Source organism: Paraburkholderia sp. CHISQ3 (assembly GCF_030464945.1).
GTDB lineage: Bacteria > Pseudomonadota > Gammaproteobacteria > Burkholderiales > Burkholderiaceae > Paraburkholderia > Paraburkholderia megapolitana.
Genome location: NZ_JALPRG010000002.1, coordinates 551996 through 575651, shown reverse-complemented (window position 1 = coordinate 575651; position 23656 = coordinate 551996). Strand labels below are relative to the sequence as shown.

Annotated in this window: 22 protein-coding genes; 11 read left to right on the top strand and 11 right to left on the bottom strand. The window is 62.4% G+C overall.

The features are described from left to right. Positions 1–30: 30 nt before the first annotated feature. A complete protein-coding gene (locus tag M0D65_RS06305) occupies positions 31–1071 on the bottom strand; it encodes an ABC transporter substrate-binding protein (protein WP_091011275.1) in 1041 nt (346 codons plus the stop codon). 57 nt (positions 1072–1128) lie between these two features. After that, positions 1129–2277 (bottom strand): mandelate racemase/muconate lactonizing enzyme family protein, encoded by a 1149-nt coding sequence (locus tag M0D65_RS06300; protein WP_266251908.1) that lies wholly within the window; start codon positions 2275–2277, stop codon positions 1129–1131. Positions 2278–2485: 208 nt separating this feature from the next. Between M0D65_RS06300 and M0D65_RS06295 the strand changes: the two genes are divergently transcribed. The 3 genes from M0D65_RS06295 (at position 2486) to poxB (ending at position 7118) form a co-directional block, all read left to right on the top strand. Further along, positions 2486–3916, top strand: coding sequence for a PLP-dependent aminotransferase family protein (locus M0D65_RS06295; RefSeq protein WP_266251907.1), 1431 nt, complete (start codon positions 2486–2488; stop codon positions 3914–3916). 114 nt (positions 3917–4030) lie between these two features. Further along, positions 4031–5269, top strand: coding sequence for an MFS transporter (locus tag M0D65_RS06290; RefSeq protein ID WP_266251906.1), 1239 nt, complete (start codon positions 4031–4033; stop codon positions 5267–5269). Between the two features lie 124 nt (positions 5270–5393). Continuing rightward, positions 5394–7118, top strand: a complete 1725-nt coding sequence (poxB, locus tag M0D65_RS06285) for a ubiquinone-dependent pyruvate dehydrogenase (RefSeq protein WP_266251905.1) — start codon at positions 5394–5396, stop codon at positions 7116–7118. 65 nt (positions 7119–7183) lie between these two features. Here the strand turns inward: poxB and M0D65_RS06280 are convergent, their stop codons facing one another. Both M0D65_RS06280 and M0D65_RS06275 read right to left on the bottom strand, forming a co-directional pair. Continuing rightward, positions 7184–8047 carry an alpha/beta fold hydrolase gene (locus M0D65_RS06280; protein WP_266251904.1) on the bottom strand — a complete coding sequence of 288 codons (864 nt, stop codon included), beginning with the start codon at positions 8045–8047 and terminating at the stop codon, positions 7184–7186. Positions 8048–8204: 157 nt separating this feature from the next. Continuing rightward, positions 8205–9668: a mechanosensitive ion channel gene (locus tag M0D65_RS06275; RefSeq protein ID WP_266251903.1), complete on the bottom strand. Its 1464-nt coding sequence runs from the start codon at positions 9666–9668 to the stop codon at positions 8205–8207. A gap of 376 nt (positions 9669–10044) precedes the next feature. Between M0D65_RS06275 and M0D65_RS06270 the strand changes: the two genes are divergently transcribed. Then, positions 10045–11412: an amino acid permease gene (locus tag M0D65_RS06270; protein WP_091011282.1), complete on the top strand. Its 1368-nt coding sequence runs from the start codon at positions 10045–10047 to the stop codon at positions 11410–11412. 55 nt (positions 11413–11467) lie between these two features. Here M0D65_RS06270 and M0D65_RS06265 read toward each other — a convergent pair whose 3' ends face one another. Together M0D65_RS06265 and M0D65_RS06260 are read right to left on the bottom strand one after the other, a co-directional pair. Beyond that, complete coding sequence (locus tag M0D65_RS06265; RefSeq protein ID WP_266251902.1) at positions 11468–12004, bottom strand: GNAT family N-acetyltransferase; 537 nt, start codon at positions 12002–12004, stop codon at positions 11468–11470. A gap of 6 nt (positions 12005–12010) precedes the next feature. Beyond that, positions 12011–12595, bottom strand: a complete 585-nt coding sequence (locus M0D65_RS06260) for a helix-turn-helix domain-containing protein (protein ID WP_266251901.1) — start codon at positions 12593–12595, stop codon at positions 12011–12013. A gap of 223 nt (positions 12596–12818) precedes the next feature. Here M0D65_RS06260 and M0D65_RS06255 point away from each other — a divergent pair, with 223 nt between their 5' ends. The 3 genes from M0D65_RS06255 (at position 12819) to M0D65_RS06245 (ending at position 14844) form a co-directional block, all read left to right on the top strand. Then, the gene (locus tag M0D65_RS06255) at positions 12819–13298 is read left to right on the top strand and encodes a carboxymuconolactone decarboxylase family protein (protein ID WP_266251900.1); all 480 of its coding nucleotides are present in this window, start codon (positions 12819–12821) and stop codon (positions 13296–13298) included. Positions 13299–13344: 46 nt separating this feature from the next. Further along, complete coding sequence (locus tag M0D65_RS06250; RefSeq protein WP_266251899.1) at positions 13345–13752, top strand: cupin domain-containing protein; 408 nt, start codon at positions 13345–13347, stop codon at positions 13750–13752. A 99-nt stretch (positions 13753–13851) separates the two neighbouring features. Beyond that, positions 13852–14844, top strand: a complete 993-nt coding sequence (locus M0D65_RS06245; RefSeq protein WP_266251898.1) for a LysR family transcriptional regulator — start codon at positions 13852–13854, stop codon at positions 14842–14844. Positions 14845–14976: 132 nt separating this feature from the next. On the opposite strand, the gene M0D65_RS06240 is transcribed toward M0D65_RS06245, so the two are convergent. After that, the gene (locus tag M0D65_RS06240) at positions 14977–15909 is read right to left on the bottom strand and encodes an MBL fold metallo-hydrolase (RefSeq protein WP_266251897.1); all 933 of its coding nucleotides are present in this window, start codon (positions 15907–15909) and stop codon (positions 14977–14979) included. Between the two features lie 132 nt (positions 15910–16041). Here M0D65_RS06240 and M0D65_RS06235 point away from each other — a divergent pair, with 132 nt between their 5' ends. Then, on the top strand, positions 16042–16908 hold the full coding sequence (locus M0D65_RS06235; protein WP_266251896.1) for an RNA polymerase sigma-70 factor: 867 nt from the start codon (positions 16042–16044) through the stop codon (positions 16906–16908). Position 16909: 1 nt separating this feature from the next. On the opposite strand, the gene M0D65_RS06230 is transcribed toward M0D65_RS06235, so the two are convergent. Further along, positions 16910–17179, bottom strand: coding sequence for a 3-phosphoglycerate dehydrogenase (locus M0D65_RS06230; protein ID WP_266251895.1), 270 nt, complete (start codon positions 17177–17179; stop codon positions 16910–16912). A 49-nt stretch (positions 17180–17228) separates the two neighbouring features. Continuing rightward, entirely contained in the window at positions 17229–18200 is a 972-nt protein-coding gene (locus M0D65_RS06225) for a D-2-hydroxyacid dehydrogenase family protein (RefSeq protein WP_266251894.1), read from the bottom strand. A 102-nt stretch (positions 18201–18302) separates the two neighbouring features. Here M0D65_RS06225 and M0D65_RS06220 point away from each other — a divergent pair, with 102 nt between their 5' ends. Then, complete coding sequence (locus M0D65_RS06220; RefSeq protein ID WP_091011291.1) at positions 18303–19199, top strand: LysR family transcriptional regulator; 897 nt, start codon at positions 18303–18305, stop codon at positions 19197–19199. A gap of 17 nt (positions 19200–19216) precedes the next feature. Here M0D65_RS06220 and M0D65_RS06215 read toward each other — a convergent pair whose 3' ends face one another. Next, the gene (locus M0D65_RS06215) at positions 19217–19669 is read right to left on the bottom strand and encodes a MarR family winged helix-turn-helix transcriptional regulator (protein ID WP_266251893.1); all 453 of its coding nucleotides are present in this window, start codon (positions 19667–19669) and stop codon (positions 19217–19219) included. A gap of 105 nt (positions 19670–19774) precedes the next feature. Here M0D65_RS06215 and M0D65_RS06210 point away from each other — a divergent pair, with 105 nt between their 5' ends. Further along, the gene (locus M0D65_RS06210) at positions 19775–20746 is read left to right on the top strand and encodes a zinc-binding dehydrogenase (protein ID WP_266251892.1); all 972 of its coding nucleotides are present in this window, start codon (positions 19775–19777) and stop codon (positions 20744–20746) included. A gap of 46 nt (positions 20747–20792) precedes the next feature. Here M0D65_RS06210 and M0D65_RS06205 read toward each other — a convergent pair whose 3' ends face one another. Further along, positions 20793–22181: a PLP-dependent aminotransferase family protein gene (locus tag M0D65_RS06205; protein WP_266251891.1), complete on the bottom strand. Its 1389-nt coding sequence runs from the start codon at positions 22179–22181 to the stop codon at positions 20793–20795. A gap of 167 nt (positions 22182–22348) precedes the next feature. On the opposite strand from M0D65_RS06205, the gene M0D65_RS06200 reads away from it, so the two are divergent. Next, the gene (locus M0D65_RS06200) at positions 22349–23632 is read left to right on the top strand and encodes a hydroxymethylglutaryl-CoA reductase, degradative (RefSeq protein ID WP_266251890.1); all 1284 of its coding nucleotides are present in this window, start codon (positions 22349–22351) and stop codon (positions 23630–23632) included. Positions 23633–23656 lie beyond the last annotated feature (24 nt).

The following is a 23656-nucleotide window of genomic DNA, read 5'->3' as shown; positions in this document are numbered from 1 at the left end:
AATCCTCCACGTCATTCCACCTGACGCTACTCAGCTACCCGCAAGCGCGGTCTGCATTTTCTGCGCGACGTCGGCCGGCACCCAGGCCTTCCACATCTCCGGATGCTCGCGCAGGAACTGCTTGGCCATCGTTTCGCCATCGATCTTCTTGCTGGTCATCTCCAGAATGGTCTTGTTCAGGAAGTCCATCGGAAAACTGACCTTCGAATACGCGGCCATCAGATCGGGCTCGGCCTGATAGAACGGCGTCGACACACCGACCTTCAGATGCGAGACCAGATACGACGACGCGCACTGCGACGCGCTGTTATCGGCGCGCAGCGTTTCCCAGCATTTCTGGTCGAATGGCGGCATCTTCAGCTGGACGAAGCGGTACTTCGCCATCAACGCAGCCGGCTGCCAGTAGTAGAAGAGAATAGGCTTGCCGCGCTCGTAGGCCGAGGTGATCGCGGCATCGAGCGCAGCGCCCGTGCCCGGACGGAAGTCGGTATACGAATCTTCGAGGTTGAGCACCTTCAGCAAGCGCCGGTTCACGCGCTCGCAATCCCAACCGGCCGGGCAGTTCAGGAAGCGGCCCTTGCCAGGTTCTTCGTCGTCTTCGAAGAGGTCCTTGTATTTCGGCAGATCGGCCACCGACACGAGGTTCGGCGCGAGCGGTTTGATGTTGCGCTTCGCGTCGCCCTTTACGACGTACTCCGGCACGTACCAGCCTTCGTTGGTGCCGCCCGGCAGCGTATCGCCGATCAGCTTGACCTGACCGTCCTTTACCGCCTTGGCGATGATCTCCGAGCGGCCGGTCCATTGCTCGGACCAGACCTGCAGATCGTTGCGCGACATCGCGGTTTCGGTGGCCGCGGTGCTGCCCGGTACCGTGTCGGTCTTGCAGCCGTAACCCTTCTCGGCGATGAAGCGCAGCACTTCGGAGCTAAACGAACCGCTCTCCCACGTGACGCCCGCAAAGCGCACGGTCTTGCCCGCCGAACACCAGCTGCCCGCCTGCGCGGCAGCAGGCCAGCACACGGCGGCCGCGAATGCGACGCAGGTGGCGCGCATCCAGGGTTTGATCTGCATGACTGTCTCCTTCCTGTTGATATCGGGGGCTGGGCCGGCTGCGTGACACATCACTCGTCACGCGTAGGTGCTGCGAGCGCTTTGCGTGGCATTCAATACGGCTTCGTCGAGCGTAAGACCGAGACCCGGCGCATCGGACAGCGTGAGCCAGCCTTGCGCGTCGATGTCGATCGGTTGCTGCAACATGAAATCGCGTCGCGCGATCGACCACTCCGGCGGGTCGTACGGAAACTCGATGAACGGTGCGGATGCGGCGCCGGCGGTCAGATGCAGGTTCGCTGCGAGACCGATGCCGTTGCCCCACGTGTGCGGCGTGAAAACCTTGCCGTGCGCTTCGACGGCCTGCGCGAGCTGTCGCATCCCTTCCATGCCGAGCGTGCAGGCGACGTCGGGTTGAAAAACATCGAGGCATTCACGCGCGAGCAGTTGATCGAACTCGTAACGCTCGCGTGTCAACTCGCCGCCCGCGACGCGCAGCGGCGTCATCCGGCGCAGCTGCGCATAGCCGTCGTAATCGCCGCGGTGCAGCGGCTCTTCGATCCAGTAGACGTTGTGCTTCTCGAGTTCGCGCGCGACTTCGAGCGCTTTGGCGACGGTCCATGGCGCGGCCGTGTCCCACGGCATACGCCAGCCTTGATTGCAATCCACCATCAATTCGAGTTGCGAGCCGACGGCGTCGCGTACGGCGGCGAGCGCGTCGAGATCGTCCGCGAGGCGTGGTCTGCCGAAGCGGATTTTCAAGGCGGGGAAACCGCGCGCCACGATGTGCCGCGCCATCTCGGCCATCTCGTCGGGCCGCCGGTGCACACCGCTCGACGCATACGCGCGAACCCGCTGGCCGCGGCCGCCCGCCATCTTCCAGCATGGCTCGCCGCGAATCTTGCCGGCGAGGTCCCACAGCGCGATATCGAGCGGCCAGGGGCGGCCCGCGTGAAAGCCGATGTTGTCGAGCACCGCGCTGTGCCGCGCGAGATCGAGTGAATCGGTGCCGATAAACAGATGCTGGTAGTCGGCGAAACCGTACATCGCGTCGCCGGAACCGATGCCGACATGTCCCGCATCGTCGTGCACGCGCACGATCGTCGCGGGAAACTTGCGGCGCGGCTGGCTATCCCACGACGCCGGAAACGGCGGATCGAGATCGAGCTGATGGTGCGTGATCTCGATGCGAGCGATGCGCGTCGAGGCCGTTGCTGCGTGGCTCATCGGGTCTCCTCCCGGGGGTGCCGCGTTATTTCTTGTGGTGGCGGCAGAATCGATTGAATCAGGATGGGTGTCATGCTATGAAGTCAAATCATGCAATTCAATCGCTTCAATTAAAGTAAATGACTGCATGCAATCGGGTGCAATCAGGCCCGATTGTCTGCGTATCATTTAAATGACACCCTGACCCGACAATGGAGACGGTCGCATCATGGCGACGAATGCGTGGTTGCCGCGAATCGAGGCGGGTAGCGATCCGAAGTACCAGGTCATCGCGCGCGCGTTTGCGCAGGCGATCCTCAACGGGCAGTTGCCGGCTGGCGAAAAACTGCCGCCGCATCGCTCGCTTGCGAACGAACTGCATGTGACGACGGGCACGATCAGTCGTGCTTACGCGGAGCTGGAGCGCCAGGGGCTTGCGAATGCGCGCGTCGGCGACGGCACCTATGTGGCGCAGGCGCGCGCACGCGATGTACCGGGCGGCGGTGCACCGCCGCTCGAGACGCGCCCCGGCATGCCGGCGGCGCCGGCGCTGATCGATCTCGGTCAGAACGTGCCGCAATCCACGGCAGAAGCGGCGGCGTTGTCGGTGACGCTGCGCGAAATCGCAGCCGACGAACGCCTTGCCGCCGACCTGTTGCAATACGCACCCGAAGCCGGCTCGATGCGCCATCGCCAGGCCGGCGCTGCGTGGCTTGGACGTTCGGGCAGCCCGGCGAGTGCCGCACGCGTACTCGTCACGCAAGGCGCGCAGCATGCGCTTGCATCGGTACTGCGCGCGGTCGCACGGCCCGGCGATACGGTGCTCGCCGAAGTGGTCAGCTATCCGGGCATCATCGCGCTCGCGCGGCAACTGCGGTTGCATCTGGTCGGCGTCGAGATCGATCACGAGGGGCTCGTGCCGGCCGCACTCGAGCTTGCGTGCAAGTCGCTGCATCCGCGCGCCATCTTCTGCGTGCCGACCATCCACAACCCGACTACCGCGACGATGTCCGTCGAGCGGCGCGAGGCCGTCGCGGACATCTTGCGTCGGCATGCCGTGCTGCTGATCGAAGACATCGTGCCGGCGATGCTGCTCGAGAGTCCGCCCGATCCGCTGTCGGTGTGGTTGCCCGAACAGGCGTTCCTGATTGCGGGGTTATCGAAATCCGTGGCGCCGGGGTTGCGCGTCGGTTATCTGCAGGCGCCGCAGGCGTGGTGCTCGAAGATTGCCGCGGTGATTCGCAGCGACTGCTGGATGACCGCGCCGCTGATGGCGGAGATCGTCGCGCGCTGGGTCGAGAACGGCGAGATGGAGCGGCTGTACGGCTTGCAGCGCGCGCACATCGAGACGCAACACGTGGTGGCGCGCGAGGTGCTCGCGGGCATCGCGTACCGGCACGCGGCGACGAGTTCGCATCTGTGGCTGCCGCTGCCCGAGCCGTGGCGCGCGGCTGAATTCGCAGCGGCGCTGCGTCACGAAGGGGTGCTCGTAAAGACCGCCGATAGCTTCGTGATCGGCCGCAATGCCGCGCCACACGCGGTGCGCATCTGCATGACCGGCGCGAGCTCGCGCGAGACGTTGACGCGCGGGCTGTCGATCGTGCGCGCGACGCTCGAACATGGACTCGAAAGCGGTGTAGCGTCGTCATACGCGCCCTGAGGCGTAGCGCGGCCGCGGTCTCGTAGTCAAATAATCGCGAATAACAGAGCAAGAACCGGAGCGCCTCCGATAAGCACTCCGGTGACGATGGCATCATCGTCACCGGAGATCACTATGGCTTCCTTGCATCCGCAACTGCCGGCCGCATTCCAGCGGCTCGCGTGGTCGAATCTCGTTGCACAGTCCGCGGAACAAATCAGTCTCGCCGCCGCGCCGCTCGTCGCCGTGTTCATGCTGGGCGCGTCCGCGCGTGAAACGGGTTTGCTGCAAACCGCGCAGACACTGCCGTTTCTGTTGCTGTCGATTCCGCTTGGCGTATGGGCCGATCGCCGCTCGCGCCGCACGCTGATGACGGTTGCCGAAGCGGTGCGCGCTCTCGCGATGCTGGGTGTGTTGCTGCTGATCGGCATGCACACCTTGTCGTTGCCGCTGCTCGCCGCGCTCGGTTTTCTCGGCGCGACCGGTACGGTTGCGTACAGCGTTGCAGCGCCGGCTCTCGTACCTTCGCTCGTACCGCGCGCCGCGCTTGCGGCGGCGAACGGCCGCATCGAGCTGGCGCGCAGTGTTGCCTATTCCGCGGGGCCGGCGCTGGGCGGGTTGCTGGTCGGCTGGATCGGCGCGGGTTGGGCGTACGGCTGCGCGGCTGCGTTGTCGATGCTCGCAGTCGGCCTGCTGGCCGGCTTGCGCGAGCCCGCGCGAACGCCCGCGGCAGCGCGGCATTTCCTGCTCGAACTGCGCGATGGTGCGCGCTTTGTACTCGGCGATGCGCTGCTGCGGCCGATGCTCGCCACCGCAGTGTTTTTCAACCTAGGCTTCTTCACGCTGCAGTCGGTCTATGTGCCGTACGCAGTGCACCGGCTCGGGTTATCGGCGTCGGCGGTCGGCATGACGCTCGGCGCGTACGGCGTCGGCATGGTGTGCGGTGCGCTGGCCGCGCCGGCGATCGCGCGGCGTCTCATGTTCGGTCGTGTGCTGACGATCGGACCGACGTGCGGATTGATCGCCTCGCTGGTGATGGTTGCGACGCTTTTGATGCCTTCGTTCTGGCTTGCTGCGTTGAGTTTCTTCCTGCTCGGCGCGGGGCCGATTCTGTGGACCGTCGGATCGACGACGCTGCGTCAGGCGATTACGCCGTCCGCCATGATGGGCCGCGTGTCGGCGATCAACAGCACCGCGACGTACGGTGCACGGCCGCTGGGCGCGCTGCTCGGTGCGACGATCAGCGGGCACTACGGCATGGACGCGTGCCTCGTCGTCGCGGCCGCCGCGTTTCTTGTGCAGGCGCTGATCATCTTCGTGTCTTCGGCTGCGCGGCTCACGGACATTCCTGCGCAGAGCGCGGTGACCTGCTGAAAAGCCGTCTGCGATGCACAGTGTTTTCACTCCGCTTACGATGGCGCCGTGGTGACACGTTTCGCGAGGAAGCGGTAACCTCTGGCATTCCCGAGGCACCGTTTTTTCACCGAAGGAGCACAGCATGGCGAAGCAAACCATCGCAGACTTTCTCGCAAAGACACTGGCCGCGGCCGGCGTCGAGCGGATCTGGGGCGTCACCGGCGACAGCCTCAACGGACTGTCCGACAGCCTGCACCGGCTCGGCTCGATTCGCTGGATGCATACGCGTCATGAAGAAGTAGCAGCATTCGCCGCGGGCGCGGATGCCGCTGCTACCGGCAAGCTCGCCGTGTGCGCGGGCAGTTGCGGGCCGGGCAATCTGCATCTGATCAACGGGCTGTTCGACTGTCACCGTAACCACGTGCCGGTGCTGGCGATTGCGGCGCACATTCCATCTTCGGAGATCGGGCTCGGATACTTTCAGGAAACGCATCCGCAGGAGCTGTTCAAGGAATGCAGCCACTACGTCGAACTCGTGTCGAACCCGGCGCAGTTTCCGCGTGTGCTCGCGACAGCCATGCGTACGGCGATCGAGGAGCGCGGTGTCGCAGTGATCGTGCTGCCCGGCGACGTCGCGCTCAGTGACGCACCCGATGAAACGCCGTCGTGGTCGGGCTCGTCCGGTGCGTCGGTGCTGACTCCCGCCGCTGCCGATATCGATCGCCTCGCCGAGTTGCTGAACAATTCGGGCGGCGTCACGCTGCTGTGCGGCAGCGGCTGCGAAGGCGCGCACGACGAAGTGGTCGCGCTGGCCGATACGCTCGGTGCACCGACCGTGCACGCGCTGCGCGGCAAGCAGCACGTGGAATGGGACAACCCGTATGACGTCGGCATGACAGGGCTGATCGGCTTCAGCTCCGGCTATCACGCGATGATGTCGTGCGACACGCTCGTCATGCTCGGCACCGATTTCCCGTATCGCAACTTCTATCCGCCCGAGGCGGACATCGTGCAGATCGACCGGCGCGGCAGGGCGCTCGGACGTCGCGCGCCGCTCAAGCTGGGGCTCGTCGGCGATGTGCGTGCGACGTTGCAGGCGCTGCTGCCCAAACTCACGCGCAAGACCGAACGGCATTTCATCGAGCGTGCACGCAAGCATTACGCGGCGGCGCGCAAAGGGCTCGACGATCTGGCACGACCCTCCGATCTGGGACGGCCGATCCATCCGCAGTATCTGACGAGCCTCGTCGACCAGATCGCCGCAGACGATGCGGTATTCACCGCCGACGTCGGCACACCGACGCTCTGGGCCGCGCGCTATCTGACGATGAACGGCCGTCGTTCGTTGCACGGATCGTTCAATCATGGGTCGATGGCGAACGCGATGCCGCAGGCGCTCGGCGCGCAGGCGGCGGCGCCAGGCAGGCAGGTAGTGTCGCTATCCGGCGACGGCGGCCTGTCGATGCTGCTCGGCGATCTGCTCACCGCGCGTCAGTTGAATCTGCCGATCAAGATCGTCGTCTACAACAACAGCGTGCTCGGTTTCGTCGCGATGGAGATGAAGGCGGGCGGTTATCTCGACACGGGCACCGATCTCGCCACCACCGATTTCGCGGCGATTGCCAAGGGCGCCGGCATCTTCGGCGTGCGGGTCACCGAATCGGAGACGCTGGCCGAAGCATTGCGCGCGGCGTTTGCGCATCCGGGGCCGGCCGTGGTCGACGTCGTCACGGCGAAACACGAGCTCGCGATGCCGCCGAAGATCCAGTGGGCGCAGGCGAAGGGCTTCAGCCTCTATATGCTGCGTGCGGTGCTGAGCGGCCGCGGCGATGAAGTGGTCGAACTCGCGAACACGAATCTGCGTTAGCGCAAGTTGCAAAGAAAACGCGCGAGTGACCTGCCAGGTCACCCGCGCGTTTTTGTTCGAGACGCTTAAGGTTTGTTGAGATTCTGCGCGGCAAGGTCGATGGCCACGGCAACTTCCACCGCGTGCGAGACCGGCGCCAGATGGCTCGACGGAATGGAGATCACCGTTGCGCCGATCCGCTTGGCCATCCATTGTTCGAGATCCGGCGACACAGCGCGGTCTTTCGTCGCGACCATGTACCACGACGGCTTCGACTTCCACGCGGCCTTCGTGACCGGGTCGCTGAACGCCTTCGCGGCGATCGGCTGTTCGCCCGCGGACAGCACGCGCGTCTGGGTCTCGGGTACATCCGCAGCGAAATCGTCGTGATACTTCGCCGGGTCGAGCCACAGATAACCATCGGCGTCGGGCGCGATGCTTGCGTTGATCGGCATCGTCGGTCCGTGTTTCAGAACATCCGACGTCGATTCGCCGACATCCGGTGCGATGGCCGCGATGTAGACGAGGCCGACTACATTCGGCGCATCGGCCCCGGCTTCGGTGATCACGGTGCCGCCCCACGAATGACCGACGAGCAGCGTCGGTCCGGTTTGCCGTGCGAGCACCTGGCGAACCGCGTCGGCGTCGTCGGCCAGCGACGTCAGCGGATTCTGCACGGCGCTTACGTTGTAGCCCTTCTTCTGCAGCTCGGCGATCACGCCGTTCCAGCTCGATCCGTCGACGAACGCGCCGTGCACCAGCACGACGTTGCGTACCGGGCCGCTCATGGCGGCTGCGCCAGGCGTGAGTGCGGCAACTACCGCCGGAACGAGAGACTCATTGGATGCAGCAGCGGGCACTGCCGGCTCCGATGCGCTCTGCGCGCCGGCATGAACCGCGATCAGAGGAACGCATAAAGCAGCAGCGTAAAGCAAACGTTTCGGCGACATGACGGACCTTTTAGCGGGAAGGGATACGGCAACATACCGAAGCGCAACGCGGGTGGCAACCGGTATGCGCAGGTTGCACCGCAGGGGCGTGATCGACTTGCGTCTATGACACGCGGATCGCGCTGCAAAGTGCAGGCAGCGCAATCCGCAGATGCGATCACTCCTTGTTGGCGTCGCCGCTAAACCAGCGCTCGAGCAGCTTGCCTGCCGCCTCGCGTCCGCCGAGCCCGAACGAGAGCGCCACGGCGACCGCAATCGCACCGAGCACCAGTCCGAACGCGAGCTGCACGATCTCGTTGGCGATTCCCATCGCGCGCAATCCCATCGCGAACACGAGCCCGATGATCGCGAACTGCGCGATGCGTGCGAGCAGCACGCTCTGCCCATTCTCGGCCTGTTCGATGACACGCCGCGCGAGGTTGGCGAGCCAGAAGCCGATGATCAGTATCACGCTGCCCATCAGAATGTGCGCACCGAACTCGATGAACAGCGTGACCACATCGCGGACCTGGGTGAAGCCAAGGCGGTTGGCCGCTTCCACTACGGCAAACAGCATCGCAAAGAAGATCACGAGCCGGCCAGCCAGCACCGACGGTTGCAGCGCGCCGGACAGCACCTTGCCGAGACCGAGCAGGGCCGGCAACCCGTCTACGCCGGCCGCGCCGAGCAGCTTTTGCACGAGCACCGCAACAAAGCGCGCGACATAGAACGTGACGAGCACGATCACCACGGCGGCGACGATGTCAGGTACGGCGGCCAGAAACTGGTCGAGCATGTGCGTGGCCGGTTGTGATATTGCATCGATCTTCAATGCATCGAGTGCGGAGATCAGTGACGGCACGAACACGAAGATATAGACCACGGTTCCGACGAAGCTCGACAGCCGGACCGGTGTGGGGCTGTCGACGTTCTGGGTGAGCTTGTCCGCGCCCGCTGCATCGAGCAGATTGATGACAAGGCCGCGCAGGATTTTCGCGAGAATCCAGCCGACACCTCCAATCACTGCGGCAGCGAAAAGATTCGGCACGATCGCGAGCAGCTTGTCGATCATGCTTTGCACAGGCGCGAGCAGACCGTTCAGATCGAACGCGGCGAGCACCGCCGGAATGAATGTCAGGATGACGAGCCAGAACAGCACGTCGCCGAGATAGGCGCTCATCGGGCGCATGCCGGCCGACGCGGACAGCTTGTCGTCGAGCTTGCTCGAATGCAGTGCCTTCGAGGCCACATTGCGCAGCAGCGACGCAATCAGCCACGCGATCAGCGCGAGTATCGCGCCGCCGATCAGGTTCGGCAGATAGTTGATGATTCTGGTGACAAGGAGCGAAAACGGATTGGAAATCGCGCTCAGGTTCAGGACGTTGAAGATGGCGACTGCGGTCACGAGCAGAATCAGCCAGAACAGACCGCCGGCGATGATGCTCTCGACTTGCGTTGCCTGTTGCGTGCTTTCGGCGATGCGCCGGTCGACCTTGAGCGCCGAAAGTAGCCTGCGTACCCCGGCCCGGACAATCACGGCGACGAGCCAGCCGACGGCCAGAATGCCGAGCGCGCCTGCGATCTTCGGTAAATAGCTGCCTATGGTGTTTTCTAATGCAGCCAGAAAGGTTGTTATATCCATGCTTCTCTCCCGAACGCGTTGTGATGTGATTTGAGGAACGGCTTCCTGCTATCGACGACACCAACTGAACTGCGGAAAAAAAACACGGAGGGCGACTGTCGATTCGATCGTTGTCGCTTCAGGTCTGATTTTTGCAGCTTATATCATTTGGCGCGGAGAAAAAGACCGGCTTTTGACCGCCGCCGAGTCTATGCGCGTTGCATGCCGAATCTTCTTGTCGCCCGCCGTTCGGGCCATCCGACTATGAGAGAAAGACAAACCGAGGGTTGACCCCAGGTAGGTGCACCGAAGCGGTGCGCAGTAAAATTTTCGGTTTTTCCGAAGCGGGTCATGAGCCTGCTCCGGTGCACGATATCCAACCATCGGGGCGCACAACTTGAATAGTCCACAGCAGCACGACGGCCTTAAACGTGGGCTGAAAAATCGCCACATCCAGTTGATCGCGCTAGGCGGCGCAATCGGCACCGGCCTGTTTCTCGGCTCCGCGAGCGTCCTGCAGGCGGCAGGTCCGTCGATGATCCTCGGCTACGCGATCGGCGGTTTCATCGCGTTCATGATCATGCGGCAACTGGGCGAGATGGTCGCGCAGGAACCGGTGGCCGGTTCGTTCAGCCATTTCGCGTACAAGTACTGGGGCGACTTTCCCGGCTTTCTGTCGGGCTGGAATTACTGGGTGCTGTATGTGCTCGTGAGCATGGCCGAACTGACGGCCGTTGGCACCTATGTGCATTACTGGTGGCCCGGCGTGCCCGCGTGGATCTCGGCACTGGTGTGCTTCGTCATCATCAACGCGATCAACCTCGCGAACGTGAAGGCTTACGGCGAAACCGAGTTCTGGTTTGCGATCATCAAGGTGGTCGCGGTGATCGGCATGATCGTGTTCGGCGGGTATCTGCTGATCAGCGGTAATGGTGGTCCGCAGGCTTCGATCACCAACCTGTGGAACGATGGCGGCTTCTTCCCGCATGGCTTTCATGGGCTCTTCATGATGCTCGCGGTGATCATGTTCTCGTTCGGCGGTCTGGAACTGATCGGTATCACCGCCGCCGAAGCCGACCAGCCGCAAAAGAGCATTCCGAAGGCCGTGAATCAGGTGATCTACCGGATTCTGCTGTTCTACATCCTCTCGCTCGTCGTGTTGCTGTCGTTGTATCCGTGGAGTCGCGTCGCCGCGGGCGGTAGTCCGTTCGTGATGATCTTCTCGCAGATCGGCTCCACGTTGACCGCGAACGTGCTCAATGTCGTGGTGCTGACGGCTGCGCTGTCGGTCTACAACAGCGGCGTCTATGCGAACAGCCGGATGCTGTACGGCCTCGCGGAGCAGGGCAATGCGCCGCGCGTGCTGCTGAATGTGGATCGCCGCGGTGTGCCGTATATGGCGATCGGTTTGTCGGCGCTCGCGACGTTCGCCTGCGTGATCATCAACTATCTGATTCCCGCGCAGGCGCTCGGTGTGCTGATGGCGCTGGTCGTCGCCGCGCTCGTGCTGAACTGGGCGCTGATCAGCCTGACGCATCTGAAGTCGCGCAAGGCGATGATCGCTGCCGGCGAAACGCTAGTGTTCAAGTCGTTGTGGTTTCCGGTCGCGAACTGGGTTTGCCTCGCGTTCATGGCGATGGTGCTCGTGATTCTCGCGATGACGCCTGGGCTTGCGGTTTCTGTATGGCTCGTGCCGGCGTGGTTGATCGTGATGTGGATCGGCTATGTGGTGAAGCGGCGGCGTGCGGCGGTCGCGGTGGTTTGAGTTTCGATGTATACACGGCGCCGCTCGGCGTCGTGTGCAATTAGCTAACGCGTAATCAGAGTGTCTTGTACATGACCGTCGTCGAATCGAGACGGTCTTCCACGGTGTCGAGGCAATACCCCGGGATCACCCCCACGGTTCGGTAGCCTAGCGACGCATACAGCGGCTCTGCCTGGTCGCCGGTTCGCGTGTCGAGAGTGAGCAGGCTACGACCGAGTTCCCTCGCGCTTCGTTCGAGTTCGGCCATCAGCGCACGCGCAATCCCCCGGCGACGCCACGCCGGATGCACGAGCAGCTTGCGTACTTCCGCGCGATGCGGCTGGTTCGGCATCGTGTCGTAATCGAGTTGCACCGAGCCCGCGATCTTTCCTTCCTGCCGCGCGACGAGCAGCATTCGCGTCCCGGCCTGTACAGCGGGCAACACGTTGCTGGTCCAGAACGCTTCGCTTTGATTCGCATTGAACGGCAGCACGAAGCCGATGCTGGCGCCATCGTGAACACACGCATGCAGCAATGCACCGAGTTCCTGTCGATGCGCGGACAGATCGGTTGTAGCGAACGACGAGAGGGTGAGAGCAGGCGCGGCCGTCATGTCGGTTCACACGATGAAGAGAAAGTAGCGGGCGGAATTCTTCTGCGGCGTTTCGAATGCGCTCGGGCCGAACAACTGGTAGCGCAGGCAGTCGCCGGCTTGCAGATCGTGGGTCTGGCCATCGACGGTAACGGCGAGCTGCCCTTCGACCAGGATCAGATGATGTTCGAGTCCCGGGCGCGGCGTGTCGTCGTACTCGATGCGCGTGCCGGCTTCGAGTTCGCAGGCGAGGGCTTCGCCGGACAGCGTTTGCGCAGGCGGAGAGACCGAGCGCCGGCGGAATCCATGTTCGGGATCGGTCCAGACGGTCTGCGCGCCGCGGCGCACGACCGGCGCGAAGTCTTCTTCGACCATGCGCATCAGGCGCGACATGGTCAGGCCATAGGCGGTGCACAGCTTGCCGAGCACGCTGGCAGTCGGGCTGACTTCGGCGTTTTCCAGACGGGAGAGAGTCGCGCGGCTAATTGCGCTGCGCGTGGCGAGCTCGTCCAGCGACCAGTTTTGCGCCGCGCGTAGCGACTTCAGGCGCTGGGCGATCTGGCGGTCGAAGGAGGTTGTGGTACTGGTTTCGGGGGTGTTTGTTTTTTCCATATATGGGAAAATATCCCTAATATGGAAAACGTGTCAAGCATTTGGATTACGTGTGCGCATTTGCAGCGCACATTATCGATTGGTGCGGAACGAGCAACACGGTGAGCGCATGCGCGTGCCTTCCGCGACACACCGTGTGTGCCTAACATGGCTCTACACGACTCATCGCCAGCAACGGCAACCTCAAACCCCGGGTGCTCACCCATCGCCGCCAGGAAAGATCATGACGCAGCGTATCAACTACATTCAAAAATCACCGGAGCTGTTCAAGAAGTTTCTCGAACTCAGCAATCTGTTGAAGGACAGCGCAATCGAAGAATCGCTTCGCCACCTTGTATCGATCCGGGCGTCGCAGATCAACGGTTGCGGATTCTGTGTCGACATGCATGTGAAGGAAGCGCGCATCCACGGCGAGCGGGAACTGCGCATCTATCATCTGCCGATCTGGCGCGAGTCGATGCTCTTCGAGCCGCGCGAACGTGCTGCGCTTGCGTGGACCGAAGTGCTGACAAAATTGCCCGAACACGGCGTACCCGACGATCTCTACGAGCGCGTGCGCAGCCAGTTCTCCGAGAAGGAACTGTCGGACCTGACGTTCGAGGTGATGGCGATCAATGGATGGAACCGCGCGAACATCGCGTTCCAGACTGTGCCTGGTTCGTCCGACAAGGCGTTTGGCCTCGATAAGGCGAATCTGTCCTGATCGGCAGGGCAGGGTTGCACTATCTTCTTCACGGAACCTCCTTACCATGCGCCACTTGAAGAACACCGCACTGGCCATCGCGGCCGCACTATGCGCATTGACAGGCGAGGCGTACGCCGCCGCGCCCACGGCGATCGTCACGCCGTTAATGACCCGGGCACTGGACGATTACCCAGGCAAGGAAGCCACGATGATCACGGTCGAGTACCCGCCCGGTGCAGCCGATCCCGTTCATCAACACCATGCGTACGCGTTTGTCTATGTGCTGGAAGGATCGATCGTGATGCAGGTCAAGGGCGGCAAGGAGGTCACGCTGACGCCCGGGCAGACTTTCTACGAAGGCCCGAACGATATTCATACGGTCGGGCGCAACGCAAGCCAGACTAAACCGGCAAAGTTCGTCGTGATGCTGCTGAAGGACAAGGGCGCACCCGTCCTCACGCTGATGAAGTAAGCTCGCCAGCCCCGTTTTCATGGAAAGAATGGCGGACTCCGTCACAAATGGCAGCGCGAATCCGTCTTGTTGTGCATGGACTCCACAACTTCCGCTTCCATGCCAGACGATCTGTTATGCCCGCCCCGGGAAACCGCCGGTGACCCGTTCGCAAGCAGCTTTGCGACCAGTTACGCCGGCGTCGTTTCCTTTCTGGCTGTAGCCGACGAAGGCAGTTTCGCCCGCGCGGGCGATCGTCTGGGTATCGGTCGATCATCGGTCAGCCGCAACGTGCAGAAGCTGGAGGCGTTGCTCGACGCGCGTCTCTTTCTGCGTACGACGCGCAGTACGTCGCTGACACGCGAAGGCGAACTCTTCTACGAAAACTGCCAGCCAGGGATAGAACGTATCGCCCAGGCGCTGGAAGACATGCGGGAGTTGCGCAATGGACCGCCCCGAGGTCACCTGCGTATCGGTTCGACCCCCGCCTTCGGCCGCAAGATTGTCGCGCCGTTGCTGCAGGGGTTTCACACGCACTATCCCGAGATCGCGCTCGAATTGCTGTTGAACGATCGTCCCGCCGATTTCATCGCCGATCGCATCGACGTATCGTTTCGCGGTGGCCGCATGGAAGACAGCCAGATCGTTGCGCGCCAGCTGATGCCGATGCGGATGATCGTCTGTGCGTCACCTGCCTATGCAAAGATTCACGGCTTGCCGCGCTACATCGACGAGCTGCCGGGACATCGCTGTATCAACTACAGGGCATCGTCGGGTCGTGTCAGCGAATGGGAGTTCGCGGTAGACGGCATTACCCGGCGTTGCCAACCCGTCGCGCAGCATACATTCAACGATGCCGATCTGATCTTGCAGGCCGTGCTCGACGGATTGGGCATCGCGCAGTTGCCGGCCTGGCAGGTGTCCGATCTGCTTGGGGAAGGGCGATTGATCAGTTGTCTCGCGCAGTACGCGCCTGATGACGGCGGTCATTACATCTGCTATCTCAGTCGCAAGCATCTTCCCGCCCGAATCCGCGTGTTCATCGACTACATGATCGAACACACAGGGGCTCTCGACCTGCAGTGTCTGACGACGTCGCAGACCTTGGGGTGAGGTGCTCGAATGGCGAAACCTGAGCGATTTACGTCGTTTGCAAAGAACCGCCGCGAGTCTTGTGAACTCGCGGCGGTTTTCCGGCGATCGTCAGCGCGACCGATGCACCGACGATCGATAGTCGAGCATCGATCAGTAATCCCACTGCACGGGCACGAAACGGAAACCGTCACCGTGCTTTGCAATGTGACCGATCGACGGGAATGCAACGTGCGCCGCGGCCAGCAGAGCGCCGGTTTCGGCGGCTTCGTTGAACAATGCGATACGCACGTCAACAGCGCCCTCAGGATCGTGCTCGAAGCCATTCTGCCAGGCGGGATTGTCGAAGTTGACTTCGAAAATTGCGTCGCCGACGAACGTCAGTTTCTCGCCGCTCGACGCGACGTCCACGACGCAGTGTCCCGGCGTATGGCCACCGGTCACGCGCGCCGACACGCCTGCTGCGACTTCCACGGTCTGCTCGAATTGCACGATGTTTTCGCCGTAGAGCGCCACGAATTTTGCGGCAGCCTTGCGAAGCGCGGGAGGAACCGTCTCCGGCATCACCGTTTTGCTGAAGTCCGGATTTTTCCAGAACGCCACTTCTGCGGCCGCCACGTGAATGCGCACGTCCGGGCGCAGCCTGGCCTTGACGCCATCCGTGTTCAGACCGCCGACGTGATCCATATGCATATGCGTAACGACGATATCGGTGATCGCGCTCAGGTCGATGCCAGCAGTTTCCAGGCGCATCACGGACTGACCGGCGCGCGTGAAGTATTCGAAGCCGTCGCCCACGCCGGAGTCGACCAGGATCAGGCGCTCGCCGCTGCGGATGAGCGCGATATTGAGCGCCCAGTCGAACGTGTCACGTTGCAGGAAGCGACCGTCGAACCATTCGTTACGGTCTGCTTCGCTCACATTAGTGGACATGGTGGAAGTGGGCAGCGGCAGCACACCATCGCTGATCAGCACGACGTCGAGGTCACCTATGCGCACGGCGTAGCGGGAGGGCACGAGTTCGCCGGCACCTTCTTTGCCAAGTTTTTCTGTAACCGGTCGCACATTGCGGGTTGTTGCAGTCATCTTCAATAGTCCTGTTGATCAAGTCGACGATGTCGGAGCTTCTCGCTTGCGGTTTTCGCTTTGGGCTCCGCATACTCTGTTAGACGCGCACGCCGATCGAGTTGTGACAGACACATTTTTTGCAGGCGCTTTATGGACATCGTGCAAACGTTTATCGAGCTAAAACCCCGGTTGTTCGGGATCGCGTATCGAATGCTGGGAACTCGCACCGACGCCGAGGACGTCGTCCAGGATGCATGGCTTCGCTGGCACGAAGCAGATCATTCGGCGATGCGCTCGATGGAGGCATGGCTAGTCACCGTAGTCACCCGTCTTTCCATCGACCGTCTGCGCAGCCGCAAGAGCGAGCAGCAGAGCTATATCGGGTGGTGGCTTCCGGAACCGCTGGTTGAACTGGACGAAAACACACCTGAAGCGGCCGCCGAATTCTCAAGCGACCTCTCAGTAGCATTTCTTTGGGTGCTGGAGCGTCTTTCGCCGGATGAGCGCGCCGCTTTCCTCTTGCGCGAAGCCTTCGATCTCGACTACCGGGAGATAGCCTCGATCCTGGGAAAAACAGAGGCGGCGTGCCGTCAAATTGTGCGGCGAGCCGGTGAGCGCATACGCGAAGGCCGGCCGCGCTTTGAAATCTCTGCGCACGAACATAGGGACCTGCTGAGCCGCTTTTTGCGGGCAGCTAGTACCGGCGACCGGGAAGCCATGAAAACGATGCTCGCCCCCGACGTGGAGCTCGTGAGCGATGGTGGAGGAAAGGTACCGTCATTCGGCCGGATCCTGAAGGGTGCGGCGCGCATCGCCGGAGTCTTCTGGTCGCTTGAGCACGCGTTTCCCGGGAAGGTCGCCTACCGGATGGCGTGGATCAACGGTGAACCTGGTTTGCTGCGATACATCGACGGGAAAATCGAATCCGCAAGCGCGTTCACGATCCACGCCGGTCGCATTTCCGACGTGTACATCGTGAGAAATCCCGACAAACTCGGGGCGGTTCCGCCTCTGTAGGCTATCTCTCTGGAGTAGAGGCTTCAGCCTCCAGGACAACAACACCACGACTCGCCCGCAAATGTGCCGCACCCATCTCGCTGACGCTTACCTCGGCAACACCGCCGGTCGCATGAGTGCGCGTCAGATAGCCGCGCGAAGTCGCCTCTTCCCAGATCGGCAGGCGTGGGCACGAGGTACGCCAGACTTCAAGCACCTCGCTATAAGGCTGGGCGCCAGGGCCGATCCACTCCAGCAAGTCCAGGATCAGGGGTTCGAGAAGATCGTCCATGCTTACCTCCGTGCGGACAGGAGAGCGTGTGGCCGGATACAGGCAGGGCTCACGCAAGCGCGTCCGGATTGACCACGTGAATCGGATGCCCGGCCGCATAGGAGACGATCTGGTCGAAGATGTCCGAGAACTGGATCTCGTACTCGTCTTCGGTGACGTAACCGATATGCGGGGTACACACGACGTTTGGCAGGCGCAGCAGCGGATGCTGCACATCGAGTAGCGGTTCTTCGTCGTACACATCCACGGCCGCCATGCCGGGACGGCCAGCCTGCAGAGCGTGCTCCAGTGCACCTGGCGCAATCAGCCCGGCGCGGCTCGTGTTGACCAGTAGCGCGGTGGGTTTCATCTTGCTCAGATCTTCTGCAGTGACGATGCCGCGCGTGTCCTTCACGAGGCGCATATGCAGCGAGATTACGTCGCAGGTTTCGAAGAAGGTGTGCTTGTCGGGCGCCACGTCCCAGCCGTCTTCGCTCGCTCGTTGCCGCGAGGCTTCTCTGGCCCAGACCAGCACCTTCATGCCGAAGGCTGCTCCGTAGCGCGCAACTTCGGCACCGATACGACCATATCCGTAGATACCCAGCGTGCGTCCACGCAGGCTGCGCCCCACGCCGATCTGCCAGCGACCTGTTTGCAGTGCCTGCATCTGTTGTGGAATCTGACGCATCGCCGCGATGACGAGACCCCAGGTGAGTTCGGCAGCGGCGTAGGAGGGACTACCGGCATGCTGATTCGATGAAACGATTACGCCGTGCGCGGTGCACGCGTCGATGTCGATATGCGGGAACACGCTGCGCTGACTGATCAGCCGCAGTTTCGGCAGCCTGGCGATGAGCGGCGCACGGATCTGGGTGCGCTCGCGGATCAGCACCAGTACCTCGGTGTCGCGCAGACGTTCGGCCAGTGCATCCACGTCCTGCACATGATCGTTCCATACGGTGACGTCATGGCTGTCGAGTTTGCGGAAGCTGGGCAGGCCGCGCAGCGTGTCGAAATAGTCGTCGAGAATCGTGATGTTCATCGGGGACCTGTGGGGAGTTGGATTCTTTGTCGTGCACGCATTTTGAGCGCCGCACAGCGAGCAGTAAAATGAAATTATTTACGGGATTCATCAATTTATCTTATGAAAATCGACACCCTCGGCGTGCAGGCATTTATCGCCGTTGCTGATCGGGGCAGCTTCCAGGGCGCCGCCGATGCGCTGCATGTCACCCAGACAGCGATCACGCAGCGTTTGCGCAAGCTCGAAGATTTTCTCGGCGTTACGCTGATCGAGCGCACGACGCGCTCGATTGCTTTAACCGAGATCGGTCGGGACTTTCTGCCGCAGGCGCGGCGGCTGCTCGGCGAACTCGCCGATGCGCTGGTCGAGATTCGCGAGACTGGCATCGTGCGGCGTGGCGATGTGTCGATTGCCTGCGTGCCGACTGTCGGCGTGCAGTACCTGCCGCGCATCCTGCAGGCGTACTCGGCGCGCTATCCGCACAATCGCATCAGGATTCTCGATCACGCGTCGTCTGCGGTTGTCGAAGCGGTGCTGCGTCGGGAGGCTGAATTCGGCATCAATATCGCAGGGGAGCGTCATCCGGAACTCGCCAGCGTGCCGCTGACCGAAGACCGCTACGTCCTGATCTGCCATGAAGATCATCCGCTAGCGAAGCGGCGACGCATCGCGTGGAAGCAGTTGCAACCCTATCCGCTGATCTTCGCCGGCGAGGTGAGCGGCAACCGCGTGTTGCTCGATCAGGCGCTGAAAGCGAGTCATCTCGCGTTGCGTTCGTTCTATGAAGTGCAGCGCAGTTCGACCGCAGTGGGATTGGTCGCGCAGGGCGTGGGTGCGGCAGTGGTGCCGCGGCTGGCGATCCAGAAGGGCGCCTATCCGACAGTACGGATGATCGAACTGACCCATCCGGTGGTTTCGCGAACGCTCGCGCTGGTCGCACGCAAGACCGGCCATTTATCGCCGGCGGCGCAGGCGCTTTACGACATGATTCTCGAGCAGGCGACGCTCGCCCGCTGAAAACTGCGCAACGCGCGCTACAAGGTACCGACCCACTCCAGCGCATCGTCGGCAAACCTGCGAAGCAGACGCGTCAGAACTCGCACGTCTTCCTTTTCCCAATCGGCAAGCAGTTTCTCGATGATTTTCTGGCGCGCTGCATCGAGCGCCGCTGTCATCTCGCGACCCTGATCCGTCATGATGGCCGCACGCACCCGTTTGTCTTCCGGATCCGGGCAGCGCGAAACCAGCCCCAGGCTTTCGAGTTTGGCGACCTGCCGGCTCACGGTGCTGTAGTCGCGCCCAACCAGTTCTGCCAGCTCGACAATACCGAGCGGCCCCAACCGGTCGATCCTGAGTAGCAGCGGAAAAAGCGCGCGATCCAGGTCTACGCCCGCCGCTTCGATGAGCGCGGAATCGGGTTGAGGGCGGTTGAGAACCCCGGTCAGATCCAGCAATGCTCCACGCAATTCGCGGATTTCCTTCTTCATCGCAACCATTCCTTGTCTGTCGATATATGTGTATAGTACACACATATCGGGTTGTCTCGTCGCCGTCGATGACATTGTTCTGACACCCGGCAAAGGAGATTACATATGAAAGCAGCACTTGTTAAAGCATTGGGCGCAGCGCCCACTTACGCCGATTTCACCGAGCCTGCAGCAGCGACCGCCGAAGGCACGGTACGCGTTACCGTTGCAGCGTCGGCGCTCAGCCATGTCACGAAAAGCCGCGCATCGGGCAAGCACTATAGCGGCTCCGGCACGCTGCCTTTCGTGCCGGGCATCGATGGTACCGGCACGCTCGAAGATGGCACGCGCGTTTATTTTCTGATGCCCGAAGCGCCGTACGGCGGTATGGCCGAACAGTGCATCGTCAAAAAGGCGCGTTGTATTCCGCTGCCCGCGGCGCTGGACGATATAACGGCCGCGGCCATCGCGATTCCGGGCATGTCGTCGTGGGCCGCTCTGACCGAGCGCGCGAAACTGGTTAGCGGAGAGACCGTATTGATCAACGGGGCGACCGGCGCATCGGGGCGTCTCGCGGTACAGATCGCGAAGTACCTCGGTGCCGCGAAGGTCATCGCGACCGGGCGTAACGAGGATGCGCTGCGGGCCTTGAGCGCGGTCGGCGCAGACGTGACGATCAGTCTTGCGCAAGACAAGGACACGCTCGAAAAAGCGTTCCAGGAACAGTTCCATGCAGGCGTCGATGTTGTTCTCGACTATCTGTGGGGACCGAGTGCGGAGTCGTTGCTCATAGCCGGTGCCAAAGCTGCGCGCGAGGCGGTCCCGGTGCGGTTCATCCAGATCGGCGCGATTAGCGGACCCACGATCGCACTTCCCAGCGCCGTGCTGCGGTCGTCACCGATCGAACTGATGGGCAGCGGAATCGGCAGCATTCCGATGCCGCGTATCCACCACGCGATTGCGCAATTGCTCAATGCCACAGTGCCGGGCAAGTTCGAGATCGCAGTGAAGCCGGTTCCTTTGTCTCAGGTCGAGGATTACTGGGGAAGTGACGACAGTCAGGTGCGTGTCGTGTTTACGACGGGGCATCGGTCGTAAGCTGAGTACGATCGGGCGTGCTCGTTTGCCCACGACGATTGTGCCGCTAAGCTTTTGCCAGCCGCGCGAGCGCTTTTGCAAACCGCGGATCGCCAAGATACGCGACATTGAACCGACACCACGGCGACGCGCGGTTCGCATGTGCCGAGAAGATCGTGCCCGGCGCGAGGATCACGTGCTGCTCGAGCATCGCGCGCGCCAGCTCGATCGAATCGTCGTATCCCGGTAACGTGGCCCACAGGTACAGGCTCTGCTCACTGGCCTTGTAGATCGATGCGCCGAGCTTCGTCAGTGCATCGACGCCCGCGGCAGTTGCGCGCTTTAACCGTTCCTGCAGGCGGTTCGTGTGACGCAGAAAGTGACCGTCGGCGAGAATCACATCGAGTGTGCGTTCGCAGTATTCGGAACTGCTCACATGCGTGAGCATTTTCACGTCGGCGAGATCGCTTGCGAGGTCGGCGCTGCATGCAAGAAAACCTACTCTTAGCGCCGCCGAGACGGACTTCGAAAAGCTGCCGATATAAATCGTGCGTCGCAACTGGTCGAGCGCACTGATCCGCACCGCCGAGCGCGGCTTCAGGTCGGCCAGCGAATCGTTCTCGACGACGATCAGATCGTGCGCCTCTGCGAGTTGCAGGATGCGATGCGCTTTTGCTGCGCTGGTATCGGTGGCGGTGGGATTGTGACCGACCGACTGCGTGAAGAAGAGCCGCGGACGATGTGTCTTCAGACCGTGTTCGAGCGCCGCAATGTCAGGCCCGTCGATCAGTCGCGGCACACCGACGATATTCACGCCGCTCAGCTTCAGCTTGCCGAAGAGCGCGTAATAGCCGGGGTCGTCGACGAGCACCGTATCGCCTGCGCGGACGAAGTAGCGCAGCACCATATCCATCGCCTGGTTTGCGCCGTGCGTGAGGACGATCTGCGGCGGTGCTGCTTCGATCTCGTAGCCCGCGAGTTTCTGCTGCAGATGCTGACGTAACGGCAGATAACCGAAGCGGCTGCCGTAGCGGAACAGCGAAGCGACACCGGTGCGCACCACGCGCTGATGAAAATGGTCGAGCCGCGTTTCTTCCAGCCACGCGATCGGTGGGAAACCTTCGCCGAGATTCAGGAAGTCGGGCTTGCTTTGCAATTGCTCGCGCATCAGCCAGACGGAGTCCATCGCACGGTCGAGCGTCGGCGCGTCGTCGTCGGGCTGCGGCGGTTTCACCGTGTGCGTGACGAAGAAGCCTGCGCCGCGGCGCGGCTCGATCAGGCCGTCGGCGGTCAGCCGGTCGAATGCGCTGATAACGGTGTTCTTCGAGCAGCCGTTGGCCTCGGCGTATTCCCTGATCGACGGCAGTTTGTCGCCGGCGTGCAGCAGGCCGTCCGCAATCTGTTTGCCCAGATTGTCCGCCAGCAGCGCAGGCAGGTTCTTCTTCTCGCGCGACATTGAGGTGGTTTCTCCAGTTTGCAGGCTGCCGTCTTGGGTACAGCGGTTGTACTGTTCTGGGAAATTGTACCTTTCAATTGGGTACAGTTTGACTATGATTCGGCCATTCATCGGAGACCGGCGTGTGACGCCGGCACCGCCGTTCATTCAGGAGACGAGACTGACCCATGATCGATTCGACACTGCCGAACTTCCGGGCGCTGTCCCCTTCAGCACGCCTTCAGCATATCGCCGCGGCTGCCCATCTGAGCGATGCCGACGTGGCGCTGGTCGAGCGGCCAGGGGCGCTGTCGCTCGATACCGCCAACGGCATGATCGAGAACGTGATCGGGACGTTCGAACTGCCGCTCGCGGTGGCGGGTTACTTCCAGATCAACGGCAAGGACGTGCTGGTGCCGATGGCGGTCGAAGAACCGTCGGTGGTTGCGGCTGCGTCGTACATGGCGAAGCTCGCACGCGGTTCCGGCGGTTTTCGCACGTCGAGCACGGGCCCATTGATGCGTGCGCAGGTGCAGGTGACCGGGGTGTCGGACCCGTACGGTGCGCGTCTGTCGATTCTCCAGCACCGTGACGAACTGATCGCGCTCGCGAATGCACGCGATACCGTTTTGATTGGCCTCGGCGGCGGTTGCCGGGACATCGAAGTACATGTGTTTCCGGACACGCCGCGCGGCGCGATGGTGGTCGCGCATCTGATCGTCGATGTGCGCGATGCCATGGGCGCGAACACCGTGAATACGATGGCGGAAACGGTTGCCGGGCGGGTCGAGGAAATCACCGGTGGCAAGGTGCGCTTGCGCATCCTGTCGAACCTGGCCGATCTACGGCTCGCGCGCGCACAGGTCCGCTATCCGGCCGCGACCTTGCAGACCAGCGAGTATTCGGGGGGCGACGTGATCGCCGGTGTCGTCGACGCGTGTCTGTTCGCCGCGATCGATCCTTATCGCGCGGCGACCCACAACAAGGGAATCATGAACGGCATCGATCCCGTAATCGTCGCGACCGGCAACGACTGGCGCGCAGTCGAGGCCGGCGCGCACGCATATGCGAGCCGCGGCGGGCGCTATACGTCGCTGACTACATGGGAAGTGGCCGGCAACGGCGACCTGGTCGGTACGATCGAGATGCCGATGCCGGTGGGGCTGGTCGGCGGTGCGACGCGCACACATCCGCTTGCGCGCGTTGCACTGAAAATCATGGACGTGAAGTCTGCGCAGGAACTCGGCGAAATTGCCGTCGCGGTCGGTCTGGCGCAGAACATGGGTGCATTGCGCGCGCTATCGACGGAAGGTATCCAGCGCGGTCATATGGCGCTGCATGCGCGCAACATTGCGCTGGCCGCAGGTGCGTCCGGCGGCGACGTCGACTGGGTCGTGAAGAAGATGGTGGCTGCGAAAAACGTTAGCGTCGATTACGGCATTGCCTTGCTGCAAGGTCCGCGCGACGCGTGACGCGATCAAGCGTAGTAGTTGCGG